This window comes from Arenimonas daejeonensis (assembly GCF_007993735.1).
GTDB lineage: Bacteria > Pseudomonadota > Gammaproteobacteria > Xanthomonadales > Xanthomonadaceae > Arenimonas > Arenimonas daejeonensis.
This window is the reverse complement of sequence record NZ_CP042453.1, coordinates 675,037-696,804: the sequence shown is the minus strand read 5'-3', so window position 1 is coordinate 696,804 and position 21,768 is coordinate 675,037. Positions and strand designations below refer to the sequence as shown.

Here is a 21,768-nt window from a genome sequence, read left to right as displayed (position 1 = left end):
TTCGCCTGACACCGGTGGTCATTCGAGCCTAGCAAAAGATTTCGCGATCTGCGACAACTGCGTCGGGCTCCTGTTCCGGGGCCGTCCGGACGCCAGTTCCCGCCGGTCCTGTCACGCACATAAGGAAAGGTAATGCCCAGCCGCATCGTCTGTTTCGGGGAATTGCTGCTGCGCCTGGGGGCCCCGGGCCGCCAGATGCTGCTGCAGTCGCCCCAGTTCGAGGTCTTCGTCGGCGGGGCCGAGGCCAACGTGGCCGTCTCCCTGGCACGGTTCGGCCACGACAGCGCCCAGGTGGGCGTGTATCCGGACAACCCGCTGGGTGCCGCCGCGGCCGGCGAACTGCGCCGGCACGGCGTGGACACCCGCGCCCTGCGCACCGGCCCGGGCCGCATGGGGCTGTATTTCCTGACCCCCGGCGCCGTGCACCGGCCCAGCGAGGTGCTGTACGACCGTGCCGGCTCCGCCTTCGCCCTGGCCGACCCGGCGGTGTACGACTGGCCGGCCCTGCTGGCCGGCGCCGACTGGCTGCATCTGTCCGGCGTCACCCCGGCCCCTGGCGAACGGGCCGCCACCGCCGCGATCGCCGCCGCCCGCGAAGCCCGCCGCCTGGGCGTGAAGGTCTCTTTCGACGGCAATTACCGGCCCAAGCTCTGGGAAGCCTGGAACGGCGATGCGCCGGGCCTGCTGAAGCAGATCCTCGCCCACACCGACCTGCTGTTTGCCGACCACCGCGACATGGCCGTGGTGCTGGGCCACGAATTCAGCCAGGACAGCGCCGAAAAACGCGTGGACGCCGCGGCCGCCGCCGCCTTCGCCGCCTTCCCCGGCCTGGGCCGCCTGGCCACGACCCTGCGCACCCAGCACAGCGTCGACCACCACGCGCTGTCGGCGCGGCTGGTCACCCGCGACGGCCGCGTGTTCCAGGCCGGCTCGCACGAGATCGCGCCGATCGTGGATCGCATCGGTGCCGGCGACGCCTTCGCCGCCGGTGTGCTGCACGGGTTGATCAGCGGACAGGAAGATGGCGACGCGCTGCGTTTCGGTCTCGGCGCGGCCTGCCTGAAGCACTCGCTGCCCGGTGACTTCAATCTGCTGGGCGTGGATGATGTCGCTTCCTTCGTCAACCAGGGCCGTTTCGATGTCCGTCGCTGAAAGCCCGATCCGCGCCCTGCTCCGCCACGCTCCCGTCATTCCCGTTTACACGCCCGCCAGCATCGAGGAAGCGGTGCAGGTCGCGTCGGCGCTGGTGCGCGGCGGCCTGCCGGTGATCGAGGTGACGCTGCGCACGCCCGCCGCGCTCGACGCGATCCGCGCGATCGTGCGCAACGTGCCCGGCGCGATCGTCGGCGCCGGCACGGTGCTGGATGCGGCGCAGGTGGAAGCCGTGCGCGCCGCCGGTGCCGCCTTCGGCGTGTCGCCCGGCGCGACGTCGCGCCTGCTGGCGGCGATCAAGGCCAATCACCTGCCGTTTCTTCCAGGCATCGCCACCGCCTCGGAGCTGATGGCGGGACTCGAAGCCGGCCTCGACACCTTCAAGTTCTTCCCGGCGGTCCCGGCGGGCGGCGTGGCGATGCTGTCGTCCTTCGCCGGCCCGTTCCCGCAGGTAAAGTTCTGCCCGACCGGCGGCATCAGCCCGGCCACGGCGCCCGATTTCCTGGCCCAGCCGAACGTCATCTGCATCGGCGGTTCCTGGCTGACGCCGAAGGGACTGCTGGAACAGCACGACTGGCCCGCCATAGAACACCTCGCCCGCGCCACCGCGGCGCTGCGCGCCTAGTACTCAGCCGCCCGTTCCAAAAATCTGCTCCGCCCGCTGGAACAGGATCCAGCTGGTGGCGATGTACTTGTCGCCGCCCTCGGGCCGGTTGCCGCGGTGCGTATGCGTGAACGCGGCCGGCGCGATCAGCAGGCTGCCCGCCTTCGGCATGATCTTGCGGTCCTGGTACAGGAACTCGGTTTCGCCGGCATCGAAGCCGTCGTTGAGGTAGATCGTCCACAGCACGTGCCGGTGCAGCGTCTCGCAGCCCGGGTCGCGCGGATACAGTTCGCAATGCCAGTAGGGATAACCCCCTGGCCCGCGGTGTAACGCTGCAGGTTGATCGCGCCCGGCCGCATCACCGCGCGCACCAGGCTGGCCAGCGCCTCGTCGTCCATGGTGTCGAAGTCGTCGGCGGCGATGCGCCGCAGTTTTCCGTCGGCGCCCGCCACCTGCAGCATCAGCGGCGAAATCAGCGCGTAGCGGTACTTGCGCAGGTACGACAGCAGGCCGGCGAACACGGCGTGGTTGAGCGCATTGTTGGCCTCGCGCCACTCCGGCTTGCCGGTGATCTGGATGTCGCGGCTGTCCTTGAGCTCGGGCAGGACGCCGCCGCCGACCTGGCCCGGCACCGCGGCGCCGCTGGCCTCGAAGGCGCGCACGAGCTGCGCGCAGACTTCGGGCGGGAGGGCGTTATCGTAGACCTCGATGAAGTCGCCCATGTTCACGGCTCGTAGGGAACTATCTCAGGATAGCCGTCCACGCAGCGCAGCAGGTACGCCTTGCCGATTTCGAATTCATGGCCGACGCTGAAGCCGTGAGGGCTCTCGATGCGCGCAAGCTCATCGCTGTCGTCGGAAACGTCCACCGGCGGCGCAGGACAATGGATGCCGCTGATCCAGTGCATGCCGGGGAAAGCCGGATCGCATCAGGCCCCAGGCCGAAGGTGTCGTCAATGCCGAGGGTGCTGCCACCCAGGGGCTGACGGATGGCCCCGCTGTCGTCCTGCACGTACAGCGACGACGACAACGATGTGTATTCGACATTGTAGGAAGGCGCCGCCGTACAACCGGTGACCAGGGCCGGCAGCAACACGAGGCAGCGGACGATACGCACCTCAGCCAGCGTCGTGTTCGGTGTGGTAACGCACGGCTTCGGCGACTTCGTTGCGCGAGCCCAGCATCACCGGCACGCGCTGGTGCAGGCCGGTGGGCTGCACTTCCAGCATGCGCTGGCGGCCGGTGCTGGCGGCGCCGCCGGCCTGTTCGACGATGAAGCTCATCGGGTTGGCTTCGTACATCAGGCGCAGTTTGCCGCCCTTGTCGCGGCACTTGGCGTCGAGCGGATAGAAGAACACGCCGCCGCGGGTCAGGATGCGGTGCACGTCGGCCACCATGCTGGCGACCCAGCGCATGTTGAAGTCCTTGCCGCGCGGGCCGGTCTTGCCGGCCAGCAGGTCGCCGACGTAACGCTGCATCGGCGGCTCCCAGTGGCGCTGGTTCGACATGTTGATGGCGAACTCCCGGGGTGTCCGGCGGGATCTGGATGTCGCGCGCCGTCATCACGAAGCTGCCGACCTCGCGGTCCAGCGTGAAGGCATGCGTGCCGTGGCCGACCGTCAGCACCAGCATCGTGCTCGGGCCGTACGTGGTGTAGCCGGCGCAGACCTGGGTGGTGCCCGGCTGCAGGAAGTGTTCGTCGCCCGGCGCGGTGACGTCGTCCGGGCAGCGCAGCACCGAGAAGATGGTGCCGACCGAGATGTTCACGTCGATGTTCGAGCTGCCGTCCAGCGGATCGAACAGCAGCAAATAGTTGCCGCGCTGGAAGGCGTCGGGAATCGGCTGGCTGTGGTCCATCTCTTCCGACGCCAGGCCGGCGAGGTGGCCGCCCCAGGCGTTGGCTTCGAGCAGGATGTCGTTCGACAGCACGTCGAGCTTCTTCTGCGCCTCGCCCTGGATGTTGCCGGTACCGGCATCACCGAGCACACCGCCCAGTGCACCCTTGCCGACCGCGATCGAGATGGTCTTGCAGGCGCGGGCCACGACTTCGATCAGCAGGCGCAGGTCGGCGTTGATGCGGCCGGCGTGCTGTTCCTGGATCAGGTAACGGGTGAGGGAAATGGGCTGCATGGCATTCCGGAGTAGCGGGGGACCCGCGCATTGTCCGGCCCGCGCCGGCCATGCAAGCGGATCCGGGCGACGGGGTAGGATTCCGCCCATGCCCGGCTTCGATACTGCGCCCCTGCTTTCGCTGGCCACCGCCCTTGGCCTGGGCCTGCTGGTCGGCGCCGTGCGCGAGCGGCGCAAGCCCGAGGCGGCGGTGGTGGCCGGGCTGCGCACCCACGCCCCGTTGCCCTGGCCGGTGCGGTGGCGCTGTGGCTCGGGCTGGCGGTGTTCGTGGCCCTGCTGGTGCTGCTGGGCGTGTTCGCGGCCCTGAGCTACCGGCAGACCCGCGACCTGGACCCGGGCCTGACCGGCGAGATCGCCCTGGTGCTTACCGGCCTGCTGGGCGGCCTGGCGATGCGGACGCCCGCCCTGGCCGGCGCGCTCGGCGTGGTCGTGGCCGTGCTGCTGTACGCCAAGGCGCCGCTGCACCGGCTCACGCGCGACCTGCTCAGCGAACGCGAACTGCAGGATGGCCTGGTGCTGCTGGCCTCGGCCCTGGTGGTGCTGCCGCTGGTGCCCGACCGCACCCCGGGGCCCTTCGACGTCTTCAACCCGGCCACGCTGTGGAAACTGGTGGTGCTGGTGATGGCGATCAGCGCGCTCGGCCACGTCGCACTGCGCGCCACCGGCAACCGCTGGGGGCTGGCGGTGGCGGGGTTTTTCGCCGGCTACGTGTCCTCGACCGCGGCCATCGCCGGCTTCGGCCAGCGGGTGCGCGAGACGCCGGTGCTGCTGTCGTCGGCGGTGGGTGCGGCGATGCTGGCCAACTTCGCCTCGCTCAGCCTGTTCGTGCCGATCCTGCTGGCGGTGTCGCCGTCGCTGCTGCCGGCCTTGTGGCCGGAACTGGCCGCCGCCGGTGCGGTGATGCTGGCCGGCGGCCTGCTCGGCCTGCGCCGTGGCGAGCGCGCCGACGTGCCGGCGCCGACGGCGCAGACGCGCATGTTCCGCTTCAGCCATGCCTTGATATTCGCGGCGGTCATCACCGCCGTGCTGTTCATCTCGGCCGCGCTCAATGCCTGGCTGGGGCCGCGCGGCGCCATCACCGCCGCCGTGCTGGCGGCGCTGGCGGAACTGCATGCGGCCGTCGCCACCGTCGGCAACCTGTACACCGGCGGCGTGCTGACGGCCGACGACGCGCGCTGGACCTTGCTGGGCCTGCTGGCCGCGAGCTGGGTCGCCAAGACCGCGGTGGCCTGGAGCAGCGGTGGCCGCGCTTTCGGGCTGCGGGTCTGCACCGGGCTTGGTGCGGCAGTGGCCGCGGTGCTTGCCGTATTGCTGTTCACCTGAGAGAGAAGGCCGATGCGCACACTCCTGATGATGTTGTTGCTGGGCCTGGCCGCCTGCTCGCCGATGGCGCCCGCTTCGGAGGACGATGCGGTGCAGGCACCGGCGTCCGTCGCCGAAACGTCCGTGCCGATGCCGCCCACCACGGCCATGCTGCGCGGCCGCGTCAGCTACCCGAGCGAGGAGCTGCCGGAGATGCGCGTCTGCGCGATCGATCCGGCCGATCCGGGCCGCGGTTACTGCACGAAAACCGCTGCCAACGAGCCGCACTACGAACTGATCGTGCCGCCGGGCGCGTGGTGGCTGCTGGCCTGGCCGCAGGACACCGGCGCCGCAGGCGATCCCGGCCTGCTGAGCGTTGCCAGTGAATGCCTCGCCACCGGCGGGCTGGACTGCGACGACCATGCCCTGCGCCCCATCGCGGCGCCGGTGGGCACCGTGACCGAGGGCCTGGACATCAACGACTGGTACTACGACCCGCGCGAAACGCCGCCGCCGATGGAGCCGCGCGGCGAAACCCCGCCGGAATGATCAGATGATGCGCAGCGTGATCGCTTTCAGCACGGCGCGGGTGCGGTCGCGCGTGCCCAGCTTGTCCAGGATCTCGGACACGTAGTTCTTCACCGTGCCCTCGGACAGGAACACCGCGCGCGCGATCTCCTTGTTCGAATAACCGCCCGCCAGCAGCCGCAGGATCGACACCTCGCGTTCGCTGAAGGTGTCGCTGGGTTCGCTCTGGTCGCGGTAGGCGTAACGCGCGCGCACCGGGTCGGTGGGCACCGGCGCCAGCAGGGTTTCGCCCGCCGCCACGCGCGTGATCGCCTCGAACAGGTCCTCGGGCGAGGCGTCCTTCAGCAGGAATCCCTGGGCCCCGGCTTCGGCCGCGCGCAGCGGCAAGGCTTCGTCGTCGAAGGTGGTCAGCAGCACCACGGGCGTGGTGTCGCCGCGTTCGCGCAGGGTGCGCACCAGGCCAAAACCGTCCAGCCCGGGCATGCGGATGTCGGACAGGATCACGTCCACCGGCGTCGCCGTGACCGCATCGAGCAGGGCCTGGCCGTCGCCGGCCTCTATCGCCACGTCCAGGCTCGGGAAACTGGCCAGCAGCGCCTTCAGGCCGCTGCGCACCAGCGCCTGGTCGTCGGCGAGTGCGAGCCTGAGCGGACGCGGGCTCATGCCGGGTCCGACGGAAGCCTGGCGAGCAGGTGCACGCCGCCGGTGTCGGTACGTTCGATCCGCAGGCCGCCGCCGACCGCCTCCAGCCGCTCGCGCATGCCGCGCAGGCCGTTGCCGGGGCGCAGTTCGCCGACTCCGCGGCCGTCGTCGCGCAGGTCCAGCTGCAATTCACCGCCTTCCCGTCGCAACACCACCCACAGGGTCTGCGCCTGCGAATGCCGCGCGGCGTTCACCAGGCCCTCCTGCACCGTGCGCAGCACGGCTTCGGCCTGGCTCAGGCTGGCGGGGCGGGCATCCGGCGCCAGCTCCAGTTCCAGCCTAGGACGCGGGAAACAATCGGCCAGGGTGGTGATCGCGGCGCCGAGGTCCAGGCCCTCGCCTCGGCGCATCGCCTGCACCACGCCGCGGATGTCCGTCAGCAGTTCGTCGGCCAGCTTCGCGCAAAAAGTGGTGCGCGGGTCGGCGCCAGCGGCCGGGTCGCGCGCCAGCGCCGCCAGGTTCAGCTTGAGCGCGGTGAGCTTGTGGCCGGCGACGTCATGCAGATCACGCGCCAGCCGAAGGCGCTCGTGGTCGCGCGCGCCCTCGGCCAGCAGGGAGCGCGTCGCCAGCAGATCGGCGTTGGCGGCACGCAGGGCGTCGCCGGCCTGTTCCGCCTGGGCGGCGTAGCGCATCACCAGGGCCGCGAACATCTGGAAGCTGGCGTAACCCAGCAGCGTTATGCCGATGTAGCGCTCGCGCGTCCAGGTGAACCACATCACCAGGCCCAGGGCCAGGTTGATCAGGCCCAGCCAGACCCACAATTCGCGGCCCCGGTAACGCGAGGCCAGCATCGCTGACAGCAGCACCAGCAGGATCGGCGCCGGCCCGTACGGCGCCAGGCCCACCGGCACGAGGGCCATTGTCGCCAACAGCAGCGCCATCGCCGCAAATCCGTGGCGTCCCAGCCGGGGACCGATCCGGTCCTCGGCCATGAAGCCCAGCAGGAACACGATCGTGCAGGCGCGTGCCGTCCAGCCGCGCACCGGGTCCACTTCGGTCAGGTGTCCCAGCCCGAACCAGACGGCAGCCCAGGCGGCATAGGCGGCCAGGCTGAGCGGGGAGAACCAGGCCGGGGGCCGGTGACAGGGCGGTCTTGCATGGCGTCAGCTTGCGTCCGTGTTGCAGTCGCGACAAGGCGGTGGCCGCAAGTGGTGACTTCCGGCACCTCGATCCGGTGACCGCCGGCACCTGAGCCATCAGCGCCGGGGCCGGAGACTGGCACCCTCACCGGAGGACCCGACATGAGCATCTACAAGATCCTGGCCGCGATGCACGTCGTCCTGGGCACCATGGCGCTGCTGAGTTTCTGGACGGCCGGGCTGGCCCGCAAGGGCAGTGCCCTGCACCGCGCCGCTGGCAAGGTATTCCTGTCGGCGATGGCGGCGTTGCTGGCATTGGCGCTGCCGATGGTGACGATCATCCTGCCGCACGCGCCGGTGTCCGGCGCTTTCCTGGCCTACCTGCTGGTGATCACCGGGACCGCGGTCTGGACGAGTTGGCGCGCGATCCGCGACAAGCGCGACTGGGCCCGCTACACCGGAGGCGTTTACCGTGGGCTGATGTGGCTGAACCTGGCCAGTGGCCTGGGCGTCGCCTGGCTGGGGCTGTTCCGCGCGACCCGGATGCAGCTGGTGATCGTCGCGTTCTCGCTGATCGGCATCGCGATCTTCGTGCAGATGTGGCGATTCTCGCGTCGGCCGCCGACCGACCCGCGCTGGTGGATGAAGGAGCACCTGGAGGCGATGCTTGGCAATGGCATCGCCACCCACATCGCCTTCCCGGGCATCGGCCTGCCGAAAATACTGCCGATGCTCGCCGGCCCCACCCTGCAGAACATCGCCTGGCTCGGCCCATTGGCCGTGGCGTTCGTCGCGGGCAGCTGGCTCACCCGCAAGTACCTGCCGAAACGGCCGGCGATGCAGGGTCTGCGCCAGCCTGCCGTCGACTAGACGTCGCCGCCGTCCAGCCAGCCTTCGCCGGTGCCGCGGTGGTACACCGTGTCGCCCGGCTGCACCGAACCGGCCGGCAGGCTGTCCTGCTGGGCCAGGCGCGCGTAGATCGGCGTGAAGTCCGGCCGCGTCGCGTCCATCAGCTGCTCGTAGCTGTCGATGACGAAGTAGGTTTTCTGGAAGGTGTCGATGCGGTAGCGCGTGCGCATGATGCGCTCGAGGTCGAAGCCGATGCGGTTGGGCGCGTCGCTTTCCAGGCAGTGGATCGATTCGCCCTTCGAGGAGACGATGCCGCTGCCGTAGATGCGCAGGCCGTCGGGCTGGCGGATCAGTCCGAATTCCACCGTGTACCAGTACAGCCGCGTCAGGTTCACCAGCGCGTCGGGGCCGATGGCGTGCGCCTTCACGCCGCCGCGGCCGTAGGCCTGCATGTAGTCGGCGAACACCGGGTTCATCAGCAGCGGCACGTGGCCGAACAGGTCGTGGAAAAGATCCGGTTCGGCCAGGTAGTCGAGCTGTTCGGGCTTGCGGATCCACCAGGTGACCGGGAAACGCCGGTTGGCCAGGTGTTCGAAGAAGGTCAGTTCCGGCAACAGGCCCTCGACGCCGATCAGCTCCCAACCCGTGGCCTTGCGCAGCATCGGGTTGAGCTCGTCGAACTTCGGGATGCGGGTGGGCGTCATGCCCATGGCTTTCTGGGTGGCCAGGAATTCGTCACTGGCGCGGCCGACCAGGATCTCGCGCTGGCGCTGGAACAGGGTTGCCCAGACCTGGTGGTCGACCGCGGTGTAATCGCCCCAGGGCTGTTCGACCACCGCCGTGGTGTAGACCGGCACGTAGCCCTTGTCGGTGAGTTGGTGTTCGACGCGGCTGGGTGAATTCATGGCGGGCTCCGGGGACTGGCACCAGTCTAGCGTCGGGCCGGCGCAAGAGGCTTGCGTTGTTGCGCAGTTATCCGGTCAGGGCGCAAGATTATTGTGCAATACCGCCAAAGAAGGCCACAAATGGACGCTCCCAGCCTGGATCGCACCGATCTTGCCCTGCTCGCCCTGCTGCAGCGCGAGGGCCGCATCAGCAATGCCGAACTGGCCGAACGGGTCAGCCTGTCGGCCTCCGCCTGCCTGCGCCGGGTGCAGCGGCTGGAACAGGCCGGCGTGCTGTCGGGTTATGCCGCGCTGATCGACCCGGCCCGGGTCGGCCTGGGCCTGCAGGCCTTCGTGCGCGTGCAGCTGGCGCGGCACGATGCCGCGGCGATCGCCGAATTCACCGAACGCATCAATGCCTGGGACGAAGTGGTGGCCTGCCACGCGCTGACCGGCGACATGGACTACCTGCTGCACGTGGTGGTGCAGGACCTGGCGCATTTTTCGCGCTTCCTGCTCGACCGCCTGCTCAACGCCAGCGGCGTCGCCGACGTCAATTCCAGCTTCGTGCTGCGCACCGTGAAGCAGGCGCGCGCACTGCCGCTGGCGCACCTGGCGGGTTGAACCAGACGCACCGGCGATCGTGGAATGATGGTGCGTATATCACGGGAGGCAGAGATGTCCGATTCCGGCACGATCCACACGCCCTCGCGGCCCGAGGGCCTGCTGCTCGTCGCGCTGGTGCTCGGCGCCCTGGCCTGGTCGGGCATCGCCCCGCACGACCGGCTGACCTGGCTGCTGGAAGTCATCTGGGTAATGGCGGGCTTGCCGTTGGTGCTGCTGACGCGGCACCGGTTTCCGCTCACGCGCCTGCTGTGCTGGCTGCTCGCCGCGCACGCACTGATCCTGATCTACGGTGGCGCGCACACCTACGCGCTGACGCCGCTGGGCCTGTGGTTCCATAAACATTCGACCTGGCCCGCAACCACTACGACCGCCTGGGTCATTTCGCCCAGGGATTCGTGCCGGCGATCCTGGCGCGTGAGCTGCTGCTGCGAAAAACCCCGCTGCACCCGGGCGGCTGGCTTTCCTATCTGTGCGTCGCGGCGGCGCTGTCGTTCAGCGCCTTCTTCGAGATGATCGAATGGTGGGCCGCCCTGGTCTGGGGCGGCGAGGCTGATGCCTTCCTGGCCACCCAGGGGCGATGTCTGGGACACGCAGTGGGACATGTTCCTGGCGCTGTGCGGGGCGGTGATCGCCCTGGTGCTGCTGTCGCGGCGGCACAACGGGCAGCTGGGGACCGGGCCACGCTGACCGGGCACCCTCACTCGCGGGACGCGGTACCCGGGCTCTCCCAACCGCTCATCGCATCGGCCATCACCAGGTCGCGGCCGGCGTTCTTGGCGGCGTACATGGCGCGGTCGGCGCGCTGCAGCAGCTGCGAGAACAGCCGGTCGGCCGGTGCCAGCACCGCGACGCCGATCGACAGCGTCACCGTGCGTTGATCGCCACCCATGCGCAGCGGCGCTGCCGAAAACCCCTGGCGGATGCGCTCGCCGGCGCTGATGCCGCTGGCGCTGTCGGTATTGGGCATCAGCACGATGAACTCCTCGCCGCCCAGCCGGCCCAGGGATGTCCTCGGTGCGCAGCGTGGTGCGGATGCGGGTGACCGCCTGCACCAGGGCCAGGTCGCCGGCGGCATGGCCGAGTTCGTCGTTGATGCGCTTGAAGTGGTCGATGTCCACGACCAGCACCGCCAGCGGCATGCCGTGCCGGCGCGCCGCGGCAATGGCGCGGGCCCCGTGCTGCTCGATCGCGCGGCGGTTGAAGCAGCCGGTGAGGTAGTCGGTGCCGGCGGCGCGCCGCAGTTCGCGCTGGCTGCGTTCGGTGCACATCAGCAGGAACCCGAAACTCGCCACCACCGGCAGCACGCTGCCCACGGCATAGGTGAGCACCTGCACCGGGCTGAGCGCGAACACGTCGGTCACCTGGCTCGGGTCGAAGAACATCGCCAGCGCGCGGTAACCCAGGATCACGACCGACACCGCCAGCACCACGCCCAGGGATGTGGTGGCTGCGGCTGTCGGGCGTGGGCCGCCGGTAGAGGTTCCAGAAACCGCAGGCCAGCAGTGCCGCCAGCAGCCCCGCCACCACCGACAGGCGGGCCGCGGCCGGCTCCAGCACATGGCCCAGGCCGGCCGTGCAGATCGCGACCGCGGCCACCAGCGCCCACAGATGCAGGCGCCGGCGGGGACGCGACTGGAACACCTCGATCGCGATCGCGACGCAGGCAAGGCTCGCCGCGATCATCGTGTTCGACAGGGTCACCGCGACCCAGGGCGGCGCAACGTCGCGAAGCACCAGCATCACGAAACTGCAGGGCAGCAGGAAGGTGCTGGACACCCACCAGTTCATGCTCTCGCGATAGGCCGGCGGAAGCTGCGGCTGGCGAGCAGCAACAGGCCACCCACCAGCACCGTGAGCAGGGCGCCGACCAGCAGGGCCGAGCGGATATCGAAGGTCCAATGCATCCGTCGTCGCCGCTCCCCGGGGCGGCCTGGCGCCTGAATCCGGCTAGGGTTTCATCGCTCGCGCGGGTGCGCAAGCACGACTTATTCCGGAGGCGTTTCCGGCCCGACCCGTGGCCGGAAGGGCAGCACCACGCCGTTGCGGTCGGGCGGTCGCTGCCACAGCACCGGGACCTCGCTGGGCGCCGGCAGCTCGAGTTCGGCGTCTTCGGCCGCCGGCTCGGGTTCTTCCTCCCAGCTGTAGCGGCGGCGGGGCGGTTCCGGGTCGGCGTGGCGCCAGAGAAAGGCCGAGACAACGCCGGCGATCGCGCCGCACAGGTGGTATTCCCATAAATGCCCACTTCACGCGGCAGCACTGTCAGCAGCATGCCGCCGAAGAAGAAAAAACGCGATCAGGCCCGCCGCGATCGCCGCCTTGTCACGCCGCAGCACGCCCAGGGTGAACAGCAGGAAGCCCAGGCCGTGGGTCAGCCCGCTGGCGCCCAGGTGGAAGGACGGCTGGCCGATGACCCAGGTGCCCAGGCCCGAGGCGATCCAGATCAGTGGAATGGCGCGCAGGCTGGCGCGCGGATACACGGTGCCGACCAGCGGCCCGAGGATCAGCAGCGCGCTGGCATTGGCCAGCCAGTGGCCGGCCGAACCGTGCAGCAGCGGCGCCGTGAACACGCCCACCAGGCCCGCAAGGGACTGCGGCTGGAGCGCGAACATGCGCAGGTCGCCCAGCCACGGGCCGGCGAAGAAGATCGCGCCCAGCAGCGCCACGAAAGCCATGCTCGCCAGCAGCGCACGCCTGAAACGCCCGCGCACCGCGTCGGCATGGGCCTGATGTTCGATGGGATCCATCCCCGGCAAATGGGGCCCGCGATGAGCCCCCGCAAGCCCTGCAAGCCCCTCTCCCCTCGCGGGAGAGGGGTTGGGGAGGGGGAACCCGCCAAACCCCGCCTCAGGCCGACCCGGCCGCTTCCTTGTCGCGCGGCTTGATCCACAGGCTGGCCAGCATCGCGCCGGCCAGGGTCACGGCCACCACGCCCAGCGAGATGGCGACCGGGATCTTCACCACGTCGATCAGCAGCATCTTGGCACCGATGAACACCAGCACCGCCGCCAGTCCGTAGGCCAGCAGGTGGAAGCGGTCGGCCAGGTCGGCCAGCAGGAAATACAGCGCGCGCAGGCCCAGCACCGCGAACACGTTCGAGGTGAGCACGATGAACGGGTCGAGCGTGATGGCGAAGATCGCCGGGATCGAGTCCACCGCGAAGATCACGTCCGTGATCGCGATCATCACCAGCACCACGAACAGCGGCGTGTACTTGCGGCGCTTGCCCTGGCCGATCCACAGCGCCTCGCCGTGGTAACGGCGCACCAGCGGAAGGTGGCCGGTGACCCAGCGCAGGATCGGGCTGGTTTCCAGATTGGGCTCCTGGCCGGCGGCCCGGAACATCTTCAGGCCGGTCAGCAGCAGGAAAGCGCCGAAGATATAGAGGATCCAGTGGAACTGGGCGATCAGCGCCGCGCCGATGAAGATCATGATCGCGCGCAGCACGATCGCGCCCAGCACGCCCAGCACCAGCACCCGTTGCTGGCTCTGCGGCGGCACGGCGAAATAGTTGAACAGCATCAGGAACACGAAGATGTTGTCGACCGCCAGCGCCTTCTCCACCGGGTAGCCGGTGAGGAACTCGAGCGCGATGCGGTCCGCCTCCCCGCCCGGCATGCGGTCCTGCAGGTACCACCACAGGCCGGCGTTGAAGACCAGGGCCAGCCCGATCCAGGCGGCGGACCAGATCAGCGCCTCGCGCGAGCTGACCTTGTGCGGACCGTTCTGGCGCAACACCAGCAGGTCGACCACGAGGGCGGCGAGGACGAAGGCCGTGAACACGGCCCACATGAACGGGGTGGCGATGGTTTCCAAATGGCGTCTCCGGGAACGTGCCTCGCGACCGCATGCGGGCGCGACGTTCCGGGATGGAACGACCTTCGCCGTGGGCGGGCGAAGGTCTCGCTCGCAGGCCTGGCGGCCTGCCTGCCGGACCGGGGCTTTGGACGTGGGTCCGGGCCCGTGATGACGATCTCGGCAGCGGGAGCTACTCCCTTCTGTGGGGCGGAGTCTGCCATGAATCGGTGAAGTTGATGTCAATCACAACCCCGCACCCCGGCCGGGGGTAGGCTTGTGACCAGTGGCCGCTGGCCGCGGGTGGGGACGACATGGCTCTGGACGTGCGTTCGGTGATGCTGGTGGGCGTGCTGCTGAGCGCCCTCACCGTGGTCCTGCTTGCGCAGGCCGGCCGCGGCTTTCCGGCGGAACGGCGGCGCCAGCTGCGGATCTGGACCATCGGCCTGCTGATGCACCCGGCCGCCTGGGCGCTGCTGGCGATGCGCGGCATGGTCTCGGACACGCTCTCCATTTCCCGGGCAACGGCCTGTTGCTGCTGGGTTTCGCCGAGATGTGCCGGGCCGTGCGTGGCTTCCAGGCCTGCCCGAACGGCGCTGGCTGGGCTGGAGCGCCGTGGCCGTGGTGGTCACGCTGCTGCTGGTGTTCACCGATGTCTGGCCGAATTACAGCGCGCGCGTGCTGGTCAATTCCGTGGCGGCGATGGCCCTGCTGGGCGGAATCGCCTGGGCGCTGCGGCCGGCGCTGAGCATCGGTGGTTTCAGCGCGGCCCGACTGACCGGGATCTTCGCGGCCTGCGGCGTCGCCGTGGCGGTCTGGCGCTTCCTCGAACATTCCCTGGCGCCGCGCATCGCCGGCAGCCTGCTCGAAGCCGGGCCCAGCGACCTGGTGGTGTTCGTCTACGCCTGCGTCGGCGTCATGTTCCTGAGCCTGGGCTTCGTGCTGATGCACACCGAGCGCGCCTACGAGGACCTGCGCCGCCTGGCCTCGGTGGACCCGCTGACCGGCGTGCTGGCCCGCAATGGCCTGATCGAACACGGCCAGCGCCTGATCGCCGAGTCCCGCCGGCACATCCGGCCGCTGTCGGCGCTGTTGATGGACATGGACCAGTTCAAGGCAGTCAACGACAACCTCGGCCATGAAGCCGGCGACAACCTGCTGCGGCACCTGACCGAGCGGGCCCGTCTGGTGCTGCGGGGCGAGGACGTGCTGGCGCGCCTGGGCGGTGACGAGTTCGTGGCCCTGCTGCCCAATACCGACGTGGCCGGCGCCCGGGTGGTGGCTGAACGCCTGCGCGAGGCCCTGCTGGACGCGCATATGCTCTTCCACGGGCAGGAAGTGCCGGCCCCGCTTTCGATCGGCGTGGCCCAGCTGCGTGCGGAGGACACCCAGCTCGACACCCTGCTCAAACGCGCCGACCAGGCCATGTACCGTGCCAAACGCGCCGGCGGCGACCGGGTGGAGCTGGCCCCCGCCGGCTGAAACCGGCGTCCGGGGCGGGCCCCGGTATCATTGCGCGATGAATACGCCCGCCCTGCCCGTCATCCAGCTCAAGATCGAGCGCCGCTCCAACCACCCCTGGATCTTCCAGAAAATGGTCGAGAAGCCGGTGGCCAAGCCCAAGCCGGGCAGCCTGGTGGACATCGTCGACAACACCGGCGTCTGGGTCGGGCGCGGTTTCTACAACGGCCATTCGCGCATCGCCCTGCGGGTGCTGACTTCGGATCCGGACGAGGCGATCGACGAGGCCTGGTTCGCGCGCAAGATCCGCGCGGCGGTGGCCCTGCGCCGCGACCTGCTCAAACTCGATGAAAGCACCGACGCCTGGCGCGTGGTGCATTCCGAGGGCGACGGCATTTCCGGCCTGGTGGTGGACCGCTACGGCGACCTGCTGGTGGTCGAGTTCTTCTCGGCCGGTCCGTTCCGCTACCGCGAGTGGATCTACAGCGCGCTGAGCAGGGAATTCCCGGGCTGCCGTTTCTACAGCTTTTCGGAAGAGCACGTGCAGAAGCAGGAAAGTTTCGACTTCCGTTCGCCGCCGGCACCCGAGCCCAGCGTCATCAGCGAACACGGCCTGAAGTTCCGCGCCAGCCCGGGCAGCGGCCACAAGACCGGCTTCTTCGCCGACCAGCGCGACAACCGCGAATACCTGACGCGTTTCACGCAAGGCAAGCGCGTGCTCGACATCTGCTGCAACTCCGGCGGCTTCGCCATCTACGCCAAGGCCCGCGGCGGCGCCGGGGAAGTGATCGGCATCGACCTGGACGAGGAGATCCTGGAGATCGCCGAGAAGAATGCGCGCCTGAACAACGCCAGGGTGAAGTTCGTGCAGGCCGACCTGTTCCCCTACCTGCGCGACGCGCAGCAGCGTGGCGAACAGTTCGACGTGGTGATCCTGGACCCGGCCAAGCTCACCCGCGACCGTGAACAGGTGATCGCCGCACTCAAGAAGTACAACGACATGAACAAGCTGGCCATGCAGGTGGTCAAGCCCGGCGGCATCCTGCTGACCTGTTCCTGCACCGGCCTGGTGAGCGAAGAGGAATTCCTCGACATGATCCGCCGCGCCGCCTTCTATGCCGGCCGCACGGTGCAGATCCTCAAGGTCGCCGGCGCAGGCGCGGACCACCCGGTGATGGCGCATGTGAAGGAAAGCCGCTATCTCAAGGCCGTGTTCTGCCGCGTCGACTGACGCGGCCCTTCCCCGCGCCACCCGCTTCCGGACCGACTTCCTTGGACGCCCCCGTCACCGCCGCGCCGACCGTGCGCCGTGCCGCGATGATCTTCATCTTCGTCACGGTGCTGATCGACATCCTCGCCTTCGGCCTGATCATCCCGGTGCTGCCGCACCTGATCGAGGACTTCGTCGGCGGCGACACCGCGACCGCGGCCTGGTGGGTCGGCATCTTCGGCACCACCTTCGCGGCGATCCAGTTCGTCAGCTCGCCGGTCCAGGGCGCGCTGTCGGACCGCTTCGGGCGCCGGCCGGTGATCCTGCTGTCCTGCCTGGGCCTGGGCGTGGACTTCATCTTCATGGCGGTGGCGGATTCGCTGCCCTGGCTGTTCGTGGGCCGCGTGATCTCGGGGTTCACCGCCGCCAGCTTCTCGATCGCCAACGCCTACATCGCCGACGTGGTCGCGCCGGAGAACCGCGCTAAGAGTTACGGCCTGCTCGGTGCCGCCTTCGGCCTGGGTTTCATCATCGGGCCGGTGGTCGGCGGCCTGCTGGGCGACATCGACCTGCGCGCGCCGTTCTGGGCCGCGTCGGTGCTGGCGCTGGCGAACTTCTGCTACGGCTGGTTCGTGCTGCCCGAATCGCTGCCGAAGGAGAAGCGCACGCCGCGTTTCGACTGGAGCCATGCGAATCCGGTCGGTTCGCTGGTGCTGATCAAACGTTATCCGCAGGTGTTCGGCCTGGCCGCGGTGATCTTCCTCGACAACCTGGCGCACTACGTGTTCCCGAGCGTGTTCGTGCTGTATGCCGACGTGCGCTATGACTGGGGCATCAAGGACGTGGGTTACGTGCTGGCCACGGTCGGTCTCTGCACGGCGATCGTGCAGGCGGGGCTGATCGGTCGCATCGTCAAGGCGCTGGGCGAACGGCGCGCGCTGTTGCTGGGCCAGACCTGCGGGCTGGCGGGTTTCCTGCTGTACGCGGTCGCCGGCGAAGGCTGGCTGTTCCTGGTCGGCATTCCGGTGATGGCGTTCTGGGGCCTGGCCAATCCCTCGGTGCAGGCGTTGGCCACCCGCGACGTGGATCCGAGCGAACAGGGTCGGCTGCAGGGTGCGTTCATGAGCCTGGCGAGCCTGTGCGGCGTGTTCGCGCCGATGATGTACGCCTCGGTGTTCGCCAGCTCGATCGACCCGGACGGGCTGCACTTCCCGGGCGCGCCCTTCCTGCTGGCCGGTTTCATCGTCGCCATCGCCTGGATCGTCTCCGAACGCGCCACCCGTACACGCCGGTAACGGTGTCAGGCACCGGCCTGACACCGTTTGCTACTCTGGCGGGGTATCCGGGTTCAGGAGCTTGCCGATGAGCGCCAAGGAAAAACCGTCACCCAGGCCGAGGCCGAAGACGCCGTGCGCGTGCTGTTGCGCTGGGCCGGCGAGGATCCTTCGCGCGAGGGCCTGCTCGACACGCCCAAGCGCGTCGCCAAGGCCTATGGCGACTGGTTCAGCGGTTACGCGATCGAGCCGCAGGAATACCTGGCGCGAACGTTCAAGGAGGTCGCCGGCTACGACGAGATGATCGTGCTGCGCGACATCGAGTTCGAATCGCACTGCGAACACCACATGGCGCCGATCGTCGGCAAGGCGCACATCGGCTACCTGCCGGACGGCAAGGTCGTTGGCATCAGCAAGCTCGCGCGGGTCGTCGAGGCCTACGCGCGCCGCTTCCAGGTGCAGGAGAAGATGACCGCGCAGATCGCCCAGTGCATCCAGCACGTGCTGGCGCCGCGCGGCGTCGGCGTGGTGATCGAGGGCGCGCACGAGTGCATGACCACGCGCGGCATCCACAAGCGCGGCGTCAGCATGATCACTTCGAAGATGCTGGGCACCTTCCGCGAGGACGCCCGCACCCGCGCCGAGTTCCTGGCCTTCATCGACGTCGGCCCGGGGCGCTGAGGCCCGGTTCCGCGACCGCCGTCGCGGTTCGCCGCGAGGTGGCTGACCACGGTCACGGGGCCGGCCTATACTCGGGCCCCATGAGCGACCCCCGCGCCCAGCTGCAAGCCCTGCGTTCCCTGATCGAAGCCGCACCGGCCCTGCCGGAGCGCGCCGACTGGCTCGACCGGATCGACGCCGTCCTCAAGGACCTGTCCAACGCCGGCACCGGCACCGCCGAACTCGAACGCCTGCGCCAGGACGTCGAGGACGCCGAACACGCCCGCGACGCCGCCAACCTGCAGCGCATGAAAGTGGCCGGCCAGCTCAACACCCTGCACAAGAGCCTCGCCGCGGCAGCGCCGGAAGTCGCCACCGGCAAGGATCCGCAGAGCGACGCATTGCGCCGCATCGAACACCTGGCCACCCACGGTGCCGCCGCCCCCGGCGCCGCCGAAGCCGCCAAGGCCGCCGAAATGGATGCGCCGATGCCGGGCCGCGCCGTGCTCGAGGCGGTCATCGCCGGGCAGCGCAAGTTCACCAAGGCCCAGCTCGAATTCACCATCGCCGAAGCCATGGTGCTCACCGGCTGGGCCCAGACCCCGCTGGAGCTGCTGGAGCAGGGCGAACCCTGGCTGGCCGAGTTGATCCTGAAGAACCAGGCCGAAGCGATCTGAGCCGGGCGGGCCAGCCCGCTTTCTCTTTGCCCATGACTTCCGGCCCATGTTTCCCGGCCCTTCATCTTCTACAACTGTCGTACGACACTTGTAGAGGAAGGCCATGGCCCGCGAGCCCGATACCGACGACATCGCCCTGAGCGAGCTGCAGCTCGACGTGATGCGCGTGCTCTGGCGCGGCGAGGCCAGCGTGGCCGACGTCGCCGCGGCCCCATTCACCTCGCGGGGCCTGGCCCACACCACCATCGCCACCGTGCTGACCCGGCTGGCCAAGCGCGGCCTGGTGGCGGCGGACCGCGACGGCCGGCAGCTGATCTACCGCGCCCTGGTCGAAGAATCCCAGGTCCGCCGCAGCATGGTCGGTGACCTGATCCAGAGCCTGTTCCGCGGCGACCCGCAGGCATTGCTGGCGCATCTGGTCAGCGAAAAGGAAGTCGCGCCCGGCGACCTGGACCGCATCCAGGCCCTGCTGGCGAAGGCGCCGAAGGATCCGTCGTGAACGCCCTCGACCTCAGCCTGTCCCTGCTGCTCACCTTCGCGCTGCACGCCAGCCTGCTGCTGGGAGCCGCGTGGTTGGCCGAACGCCTGGGCCTGCTGCGGCATCCCGGCGTGGCCGAACTGGTCTGGCGCCTGGCGCTGTTCGGCGCATTGGTGACCACGGGCCTGCACGTCGCCCGGTTGCCGGCCGCGCCCGAAAACGAAGCCGTCGCCGCAAGCCACGCGTCCGCAGGCCGGGTCGGTCGCGAAGAGGCCCTGCGGCAGGCACAGGCACTGGCTTCCTCCGAAGCGGCCCGGCCGCGATTGGCGCCGGCGGTTGAAGCCGCGGCTTCGGTTGACCCGATGCCGATCGTCAGCGGGCCGGTGCCCGCAGACGCCGCCGCCAGCCAGACGATGCCGGCCGCCACCACCGCTGCGATGCAGGGCACCGACACGCTGCAGGTTCCGGCACTGCTCGCCGGCGCCATGCTCGCCCTCTGGCTGCTCGTTACCGGCACCGCCGCGCTGCGGCTGGGCGCGCAGATGTTGGCGCTGCACCGCCTGCGCCGCCGCAGCGCGCCCCTGCCGCCCGACGCCAGCACCTTCCGCCACGCCGCCGACATCGCCCGCGGCTTCGGACTCGCGTCACCGCCGCTGCGTGCGCATGCCGGCATCAACAGCCCGATGGCCCTGCCCGGTGGCGCGGTGTTGTTGCCCGACTGGGCCACGAAGATGCCCGAAGCACAGCAGCGCGCGTTGCTGGCGCACGAATTCGCCCACCTGCACCGCCACGACCCGGCCTGGCGCCTGCTGCAGCGCCTGGCCCTGCTGCCGCTGAGCTTCCATCCGCTGGCGCACCACGCCGTGCGCCGGCTTGAAGCCATCGCCGAAGACGCCTGCGACGCCCACGCCGCCCAACGCCTGGGCAGCGGCCGCGCGCTGGCCGAATGCCTGGCCGCCTGCCTTTCCCACGCCGGCGCCCGCGCCGCGCATCCGACCCTTGCGGTGGCCATGGCCGGCGATGCCGGTCCCGTGGTCCGCCGCGTCCAAAACCTGCTGGAGGACATCCCGATGAGCCCGCGTTCGCTGAGCCCCGCCACCCGCCGCACCGCCCTCACGATCGCGCTCGCCGCGGCGATCGCATTGCCGGGCCTGGCCGTGTCCACCTATGCGCCGCCGGCGCAGGCGGGCTGGCTGGAAAACATCTTCGAGAACACCAGCGAGAGCTACAGCTACCGTTCCTCCGAAAACGGCGAGTCGCTGTCGGTGAAGCTGCGCGGCAAGGTCGGTTTCAACGAGGCGGAGACCGACGTGGTCCGCCTCGCGGCCGGCGCAGATCTCCGGATCGAGGAGACCAGGGGCGGCATCACCCGCAAGATCCGCTTCCACGGCGTCGACGGCAAGATCGTGCGCGACTACGAAGTGGAAGGTGACGAAAAGGCCCTCGACGCCGAAGGTCGCGCCTGGCTGGCCGCCCTGTTGCCGCGGGTGCTGCGCGAGTCGGCCATCGATGCCGATGCGCGTGGCAAGCGGATCCTCGCCCGCGGCGGCGCCAATGCGCTGCTCGCCGAGATCGACCTGATCAAGGGCGACTACGCGGCGCGCCGCTACCTCGAAGTGTTGTTCGAGAACACCACGCTCGACGCCGCCCAGCTCAAGCGCGCACTGGCCGCCGCCAATGACATCGGTTCGGACTTCGAGATGCGCCACGCCCTCACCACCGCTTTCGACGGCCAGAAGCTGACGCCCGAACACCAGGCCCAGGTGCTGGCGAGCGCGATGAGCATCGGCTCGGACTTCGAGCTGGCCGAGCTGCTGAGCCACTTCGCACAAACCCAGCCGGTGACCGGCGCCGCACTGCCGGCCTGGCAGCGCGCGCTGGCCACGATCGGCAGCGACTTCGAACATCGCCGCGTGCTGGACGCACTGGTCGAACGTGGCCGCAACACGCCGGGCGCGGCGCGCGTGGCGCTGGAAAGCACCGCCGACATCGGCAGCGACTTCGAACTGCGCCAGGTGCTGGAAAATACCGCTCCCGCGACCCGCGACGATGCCGCCACGCTAGCAGCCTGGTTTCGCGCGGCCGAAGGCGTCGGTTCGGACTTCGAACACCGCGTCGCGCTGGAGGCCCTGATCGAAGCCGGCCCGGTGGATGTCGCGCTGGCGAACGGCGTGCTGACGTCCGTCGAAGGTATCGGCGGCGACTTCGAAGCGCGCGTGGCGCTCGAAGCCCTGGCCGGGCGCATGCCCAACGACCCGGCGCTGATCGAACGCTACCGCGCCGCGGCACGCGGCCTGGGCGACTTCGAACGTGGCCAGGCGGAAAAAGCGCTGGACCGCTTCTACGCCGCGAACTGAAGA

General features: G+C 69.5%; 22 protein-coding genes and 6 pseudogenes. 18 read left to right on the top strand and 10 right to left on the bottom strand.

What is annotated here, in order from left to right; all coding sequences use genetic code 11:
* The first annotated feature begins 132 nt into the window (after positions 1-132).
* The gene (locus tag FRZ33_RS03385) at positions 133-1,152 is read left to right on the top strand and encodes a sugar kinase (protein ID WP_146907640.1); all 1,020 of its coding nucleotides are present in this window, start codon (positions 133-135) and stop codon (positions 1,150-1,152) included.
* The gene (gene eda, locus FRZ33_RS03380) at positions 1,139-1,777 is read left to right on the top strand and encodes a bifunctional 4-hydroxy-2-oxoglutarate aldolase/2-dehydro-3-deoxy-phosphogluconate aldolase (RefSeq protein WP_146907638.1); all 639 of its coding nucleotides are present in this window, start codon (positions 1,139-1,141) and stop codon (positions 1,775-1,777) included. Before FRZ33_RS03385 ends, eda begins: the two co-directional genes overlap by 14 nt.
* Positions 1,778-1,780: 3 nt before the next feature.
* Here the strand turns inward: eda and FRZ33_RS03375 are convergent.
* From FRZ33_RS03375 to FRZ33_RS03365, 3 genes and pseudogenes are all read right to left on the bottom strand, one after another.
* Positions 1,781-2,478: pseudogene (locus FRZ33_RS03375) on the bottom strand (2OG-Fe(II) oxygenase).
* A 2-nt stretch (positions 2,479-2,480) separates the two neighbouring features.
* Complete coding sequence (locus tag FRZ33_RS03370) at positions 2,481-2,663, bottom strand: hypothetical protein (RefSeq protein WP_146907636.1); 183 nt, start codon at positions 2,661-2,663, stop codon at positions 2,481-2,483.
* A gap of 210 nt (positions 2,664-2,873) precedes the next feature.
* Positions 2,874-3,885 (bottom strand): annotated as a pseudogene (locus FRZ33_RS03365) (class 1 fructose-bisphosphatase).
* Positions 3,886-3,973: 88 nt separating this feature from the next.
* Here FRZ33_RS03365 and FRZ33_RS03360 point away from each other — a divergent pair.
* Genes FRZ33_RS03360 through FRZ33_RS03350 form a run of 3 tightly spaced genes read left to right on the top strand, consistent with a single transcriptional unit; the run spans position 3,974 to position 5,736 of the window.
* A complete protein-coding gene (locus FRZ33_RS03360) occupies positions 3,974-4,192 on the top strand; it encodes a hypothetical protein (RefSeq protein ID WP_146907634.1) in 219 nt (72 codons plus the stop codon).
* Positions 4,123-5,208 (top strand): MgtC/SapB family protein, encoded by a 1,086-nt coding sequence (locus FRZ33_RS03355; RefSeq protein WP_158637075.1) that lies wholly within the window; start codon positions 4,123-4,125, stop codon positions 5,206-5,208. The genes FRZ33_RS03360 and FRZ33_RS03355 overlap by 70 nt, the downstream gene beginning before the upstream one ends.
* A 12-nt stretch (positions 5,209-5,220) precedes the next feature.
* Positions 5,221-5,736: a hypothetical protein gene (locus tag FRZ33_RS03350; RefSeq protein ID WP_146907630.1), complete on the top strand. Its 516-nt coding sequence runs from the start codon at positions 5,221-5,223 to the stop codon at positions 5,734-5,736.
* On the opposite strand, the gene FRZ33_RS03345 is transcribed toward FRZ33_RS03350, so the two are convergent.
* Together FRZ33_RS03345 and FRZ33_RS03340 are read right to left on the bottom strand one after the other, a co-directional pair.
* On the bottom strand, positions 5,737-6,378 hold the full coding sequence (locus tag FRZ33_RS03345; protein ID WP_146907628.1) for a response regulator: 642 nt from the start codon (positions 6,376-6,378) through the stop codon (positions 5,737-5,739).
* Complete coding sequence (locus FRZ33_RS03340; protein ID WP_146907626.1) at positions 6,375-7,400, bottom strand: sensor histidine kinase; 1,026 nt, start codon at positions 7,398-7,400, stop codon at positions 6,375-6,377. Before FRZ33_RS03340 ends, FRZ33_RS03345 begins: the two co-directional genes overlap by 4 nt.
* 258 nt (positions 7,401-7,658) lie before the next feature.
* On the opposite strand from FRZ33_RS03340, the gene FRZ33_RS03335 reads away from it, so the two are divergent.
* On the top strand, positions 7,659-8,366 hold the full coding sequence (locus tag FRZ33_RS03335; RefSeq protein ID WP_146907624.1) for a hypothetical protein: 708 nt from the start codon (positions 7,659-7,661) through the stop codon (positions 8,364-8,366).
* Here FRZ33_RS03335 and phhA read toward each other — a convergent pair.
* A complete protein-coding gene (phhA, locus tag FRZ33_RS03330) occupies positions 8,363-9,250 on the bottom strand; it encodes a phenylalanine 4-monooxygenase (RefSeq protein WP_146907622.1) in 888 nt (295 codons plus the stop codon). The two genes, FRZ33_RS03335 and phhA, sit on opposite strands and share 4 nt — an antisense overlap.
* Positions 9,251-9,370: 120 nt before the next feature.
* Between phhA and FRZ33_RS03325 the strand changes: the two genes are divergently transcribed.
* The 4 genes and pseudogenes from FRZ33_RS03325 to FRZ33_RS16715 all read left to right on the top strand — a co-directional run bounded on the left by FRZ33_RS03325 (position 9,371) and on the right by FRZ33_RS16715 (position 10,543).
* On the top strand, positions 9,371-9,853 hold the full coding sequence (locus FRZ33_RS03325) for an Lrp/AsnC family transcriptional regulator (RefSeq protein ID WP_146907620.1): 483 nt from the start codon (positions 9,371-9,373) through the stop codon (positions 9,851-9,853).
* 24 nt (positions 9,854-9,877) lie between these two features.
* A pseudogene (locus FRZ33_RS17920) lies at positions 9,878-10,177 on the top strand (DUF2238 domain-containing protein); the annotation flags it as partial.
* Between the two features lie 74 nt (positions 10,178-10,251).
* Positions 10,252-10,374: pseudogene (locus tag FRZ33_RS17915) on the top strand (DUF2238 domain-containing protein); the annotation flags it as partial.
* Between the two features lie 34 nt (positions 10,375-10,408).
* Positions 10,409-10,543: a DUF2238 domain-containing protein gene (locus tag FRZ33_RS16715; protein ID WP_265468710.1), complete on the top strand. Its 135-nt coding sequence runs from the start codon at positions 10,409-10,411 to the stop codon at positions 10,541-10,543.
* 10 nt (positions 10,544-10,553) lie between these two features.
* Here the strand turns inward: FRZ33_RS16715 and FRZ33_RS15375 are convergent, their stop codons facing one another.
* Both FRZ33_RS15375 and FRZ33_RS17560 read right to left on the bottom strand, forming a co-directional pair.
* Entirely contained in the window at positions 10,554-10,931 is a 378-nt protein-coding gene (locus FRZ33_RS15375; RefSeq protein WP_174754911.1) for a GGDEF domain-containing protein, read from the bottom strand.
* Positions 10,921-11,124, bottom strand: a pseudogene (locus tag FRZ33_RS17560) (GGDEF domain-containing protein); the annotation flags it as partial. The pseudogene FRZ33_RS17560 and the gene FRZ33_RS15375, both read right to left, overlap by 11 nt.
* 305 nt (positions 11,125-11,429) lie before the next feature.
* Between FRZ33_RS17560 and FRZ33_RS03310 the strand changes: the two are divergent.
* The gene (locus FRZ33_RS03310) at positions 11,430-11,657 is read left to right on the top strand and encodes a hypothetical protein (RefSeq protein ID WP_146907614.1); all 228 of its coding nucleotides are present in this window, start codon (positions 11,430-11,432) and stop codon (positions 11,655-11,657) included.
* A gap of 184 nt (positions 11,658-11,841) precedes the next feature.
* Here FRZ33_RS03310 and FRZ33_RS17200 read toward each other — a convergent pair.
* Together FRZ33_RS17200 and FRZ33_RS03300 are read right to left on the bottom strand one after the other, a co-directional pair.
* Positions 11,842-12,600 (bottom strand): annotated as a pseudogene (locus FRZ33_RS17200) (rhomboid family intramembrane serine protease).
* 100 nt (positions 12,601-12,700) lie between these two features.
* Positions 12,701-13,669, bottom strand: coding sequence for a TerC family protein (locus FRZ33_RS03300; protein WP_146907612.1), 969 nt, complete (start codon positions 13,667-13,669; stop codon positions 12,701-12,703).
* Positions 13,670-14,263: 594 nt separating this feature from the next.
* Here FRZ33_RS03300 and FRZ33_RS03295 point away from each other — a divergent pair.
* From FRZ33_RS03295 to FRZ33_RS03265, 7 genes are all read left to right on the top strand, one after another.
* Positions 14,264-15,130 (top strand): GGDEF domain-containing protein, encoded by an 867-nt coding sequence (locus FRZ33_RS03295; RefSeq protein ID WP_158637072.1) that lies wholly within the window; start codon positions 14,264-14,266, stop codon positions 15,128-15,130.
* 37 nt (positions 15,131-15,167) lie between these two features.
* Positions 15,168-16,340 carry a class I SAM-dependent rRNA methyltransferase gene (locus tag FRZ33_RS03290; protein ID WP_146907608.1) on the top strand — a complete coding sequence of 391 codons (1,173 nt, stop codon included), beginning with the start codon at positions 15,168-15,170 and terminating at the stop codon, positions 16,338-16,340.
* Between the two features lie 86 nt (positions 16,341-16,426).
* A complete protein-coding gene (locus FRZ33_RS03285) occupies positions 16,427-17,614 on the top strand; it encodes an MFS transporter (RefSeq protein ID WP_146910561.1) in 1,188 nt (395 codons plus the stop codon).
* 45 nt (positions 17,615-17,659) lie between these two features.
* Positions 17,660-18,274, top strand: coding sequence for a GTP cyclohydrolase I FolE (gene folE, locus FRZ33_RS03280; protein WP_146910560.1), 615 nt, complete (start codon positions 17,660-17,662; stop codon positions 18,272-18,274).
* 80 nt (positions 18,275-18,354) lie between these two features.
* The gene (locus tag FRZ33_RS03275) at positions 18,355-18,930 is read left to right on the top strand and encodes a hypothetical protein (RefSeq protein WP_146907606.1); all 576 of its coding nucleotides are present in this window, start codon (positions 18,355-18,357) and stop codon (positions 18,928-18,930) included.
* A 103-nt stretch (positions 18,931-19,033) separates the two neighbouring features.
* Positions 19,034-19,429 carry a BlaI/MecI/CopY family transcriptional regulator gene (locus FRZ33_RS03270; RefSeq protein ID WP_146907604.1) on the top strand — a complete coding sequence of 132 codons (396 nt, stop codon included), beginning with the start codon at positions 19,034-19,036 and terminating at the stop codon, positions 19,427-19,429.
* Positions 19,426-21,765 (top strand): M56 family metallopeptidase, encoded by a 2,340-nt coding sequence (locus FRZ33_RS03265; RefSeq protein WP_146907602.1) that lies wholly within the window; start codon positions 19,426-19,428, stop codon positions 21,763-21,765. Before FRZ33_RS03270 ends, FRZ33_RS03265 begins: the two co-directional genes overlap by 4 nt.
* The last annotated feature ends 3 nt before the right edge of the window (positions 21,766-21,768 follow it).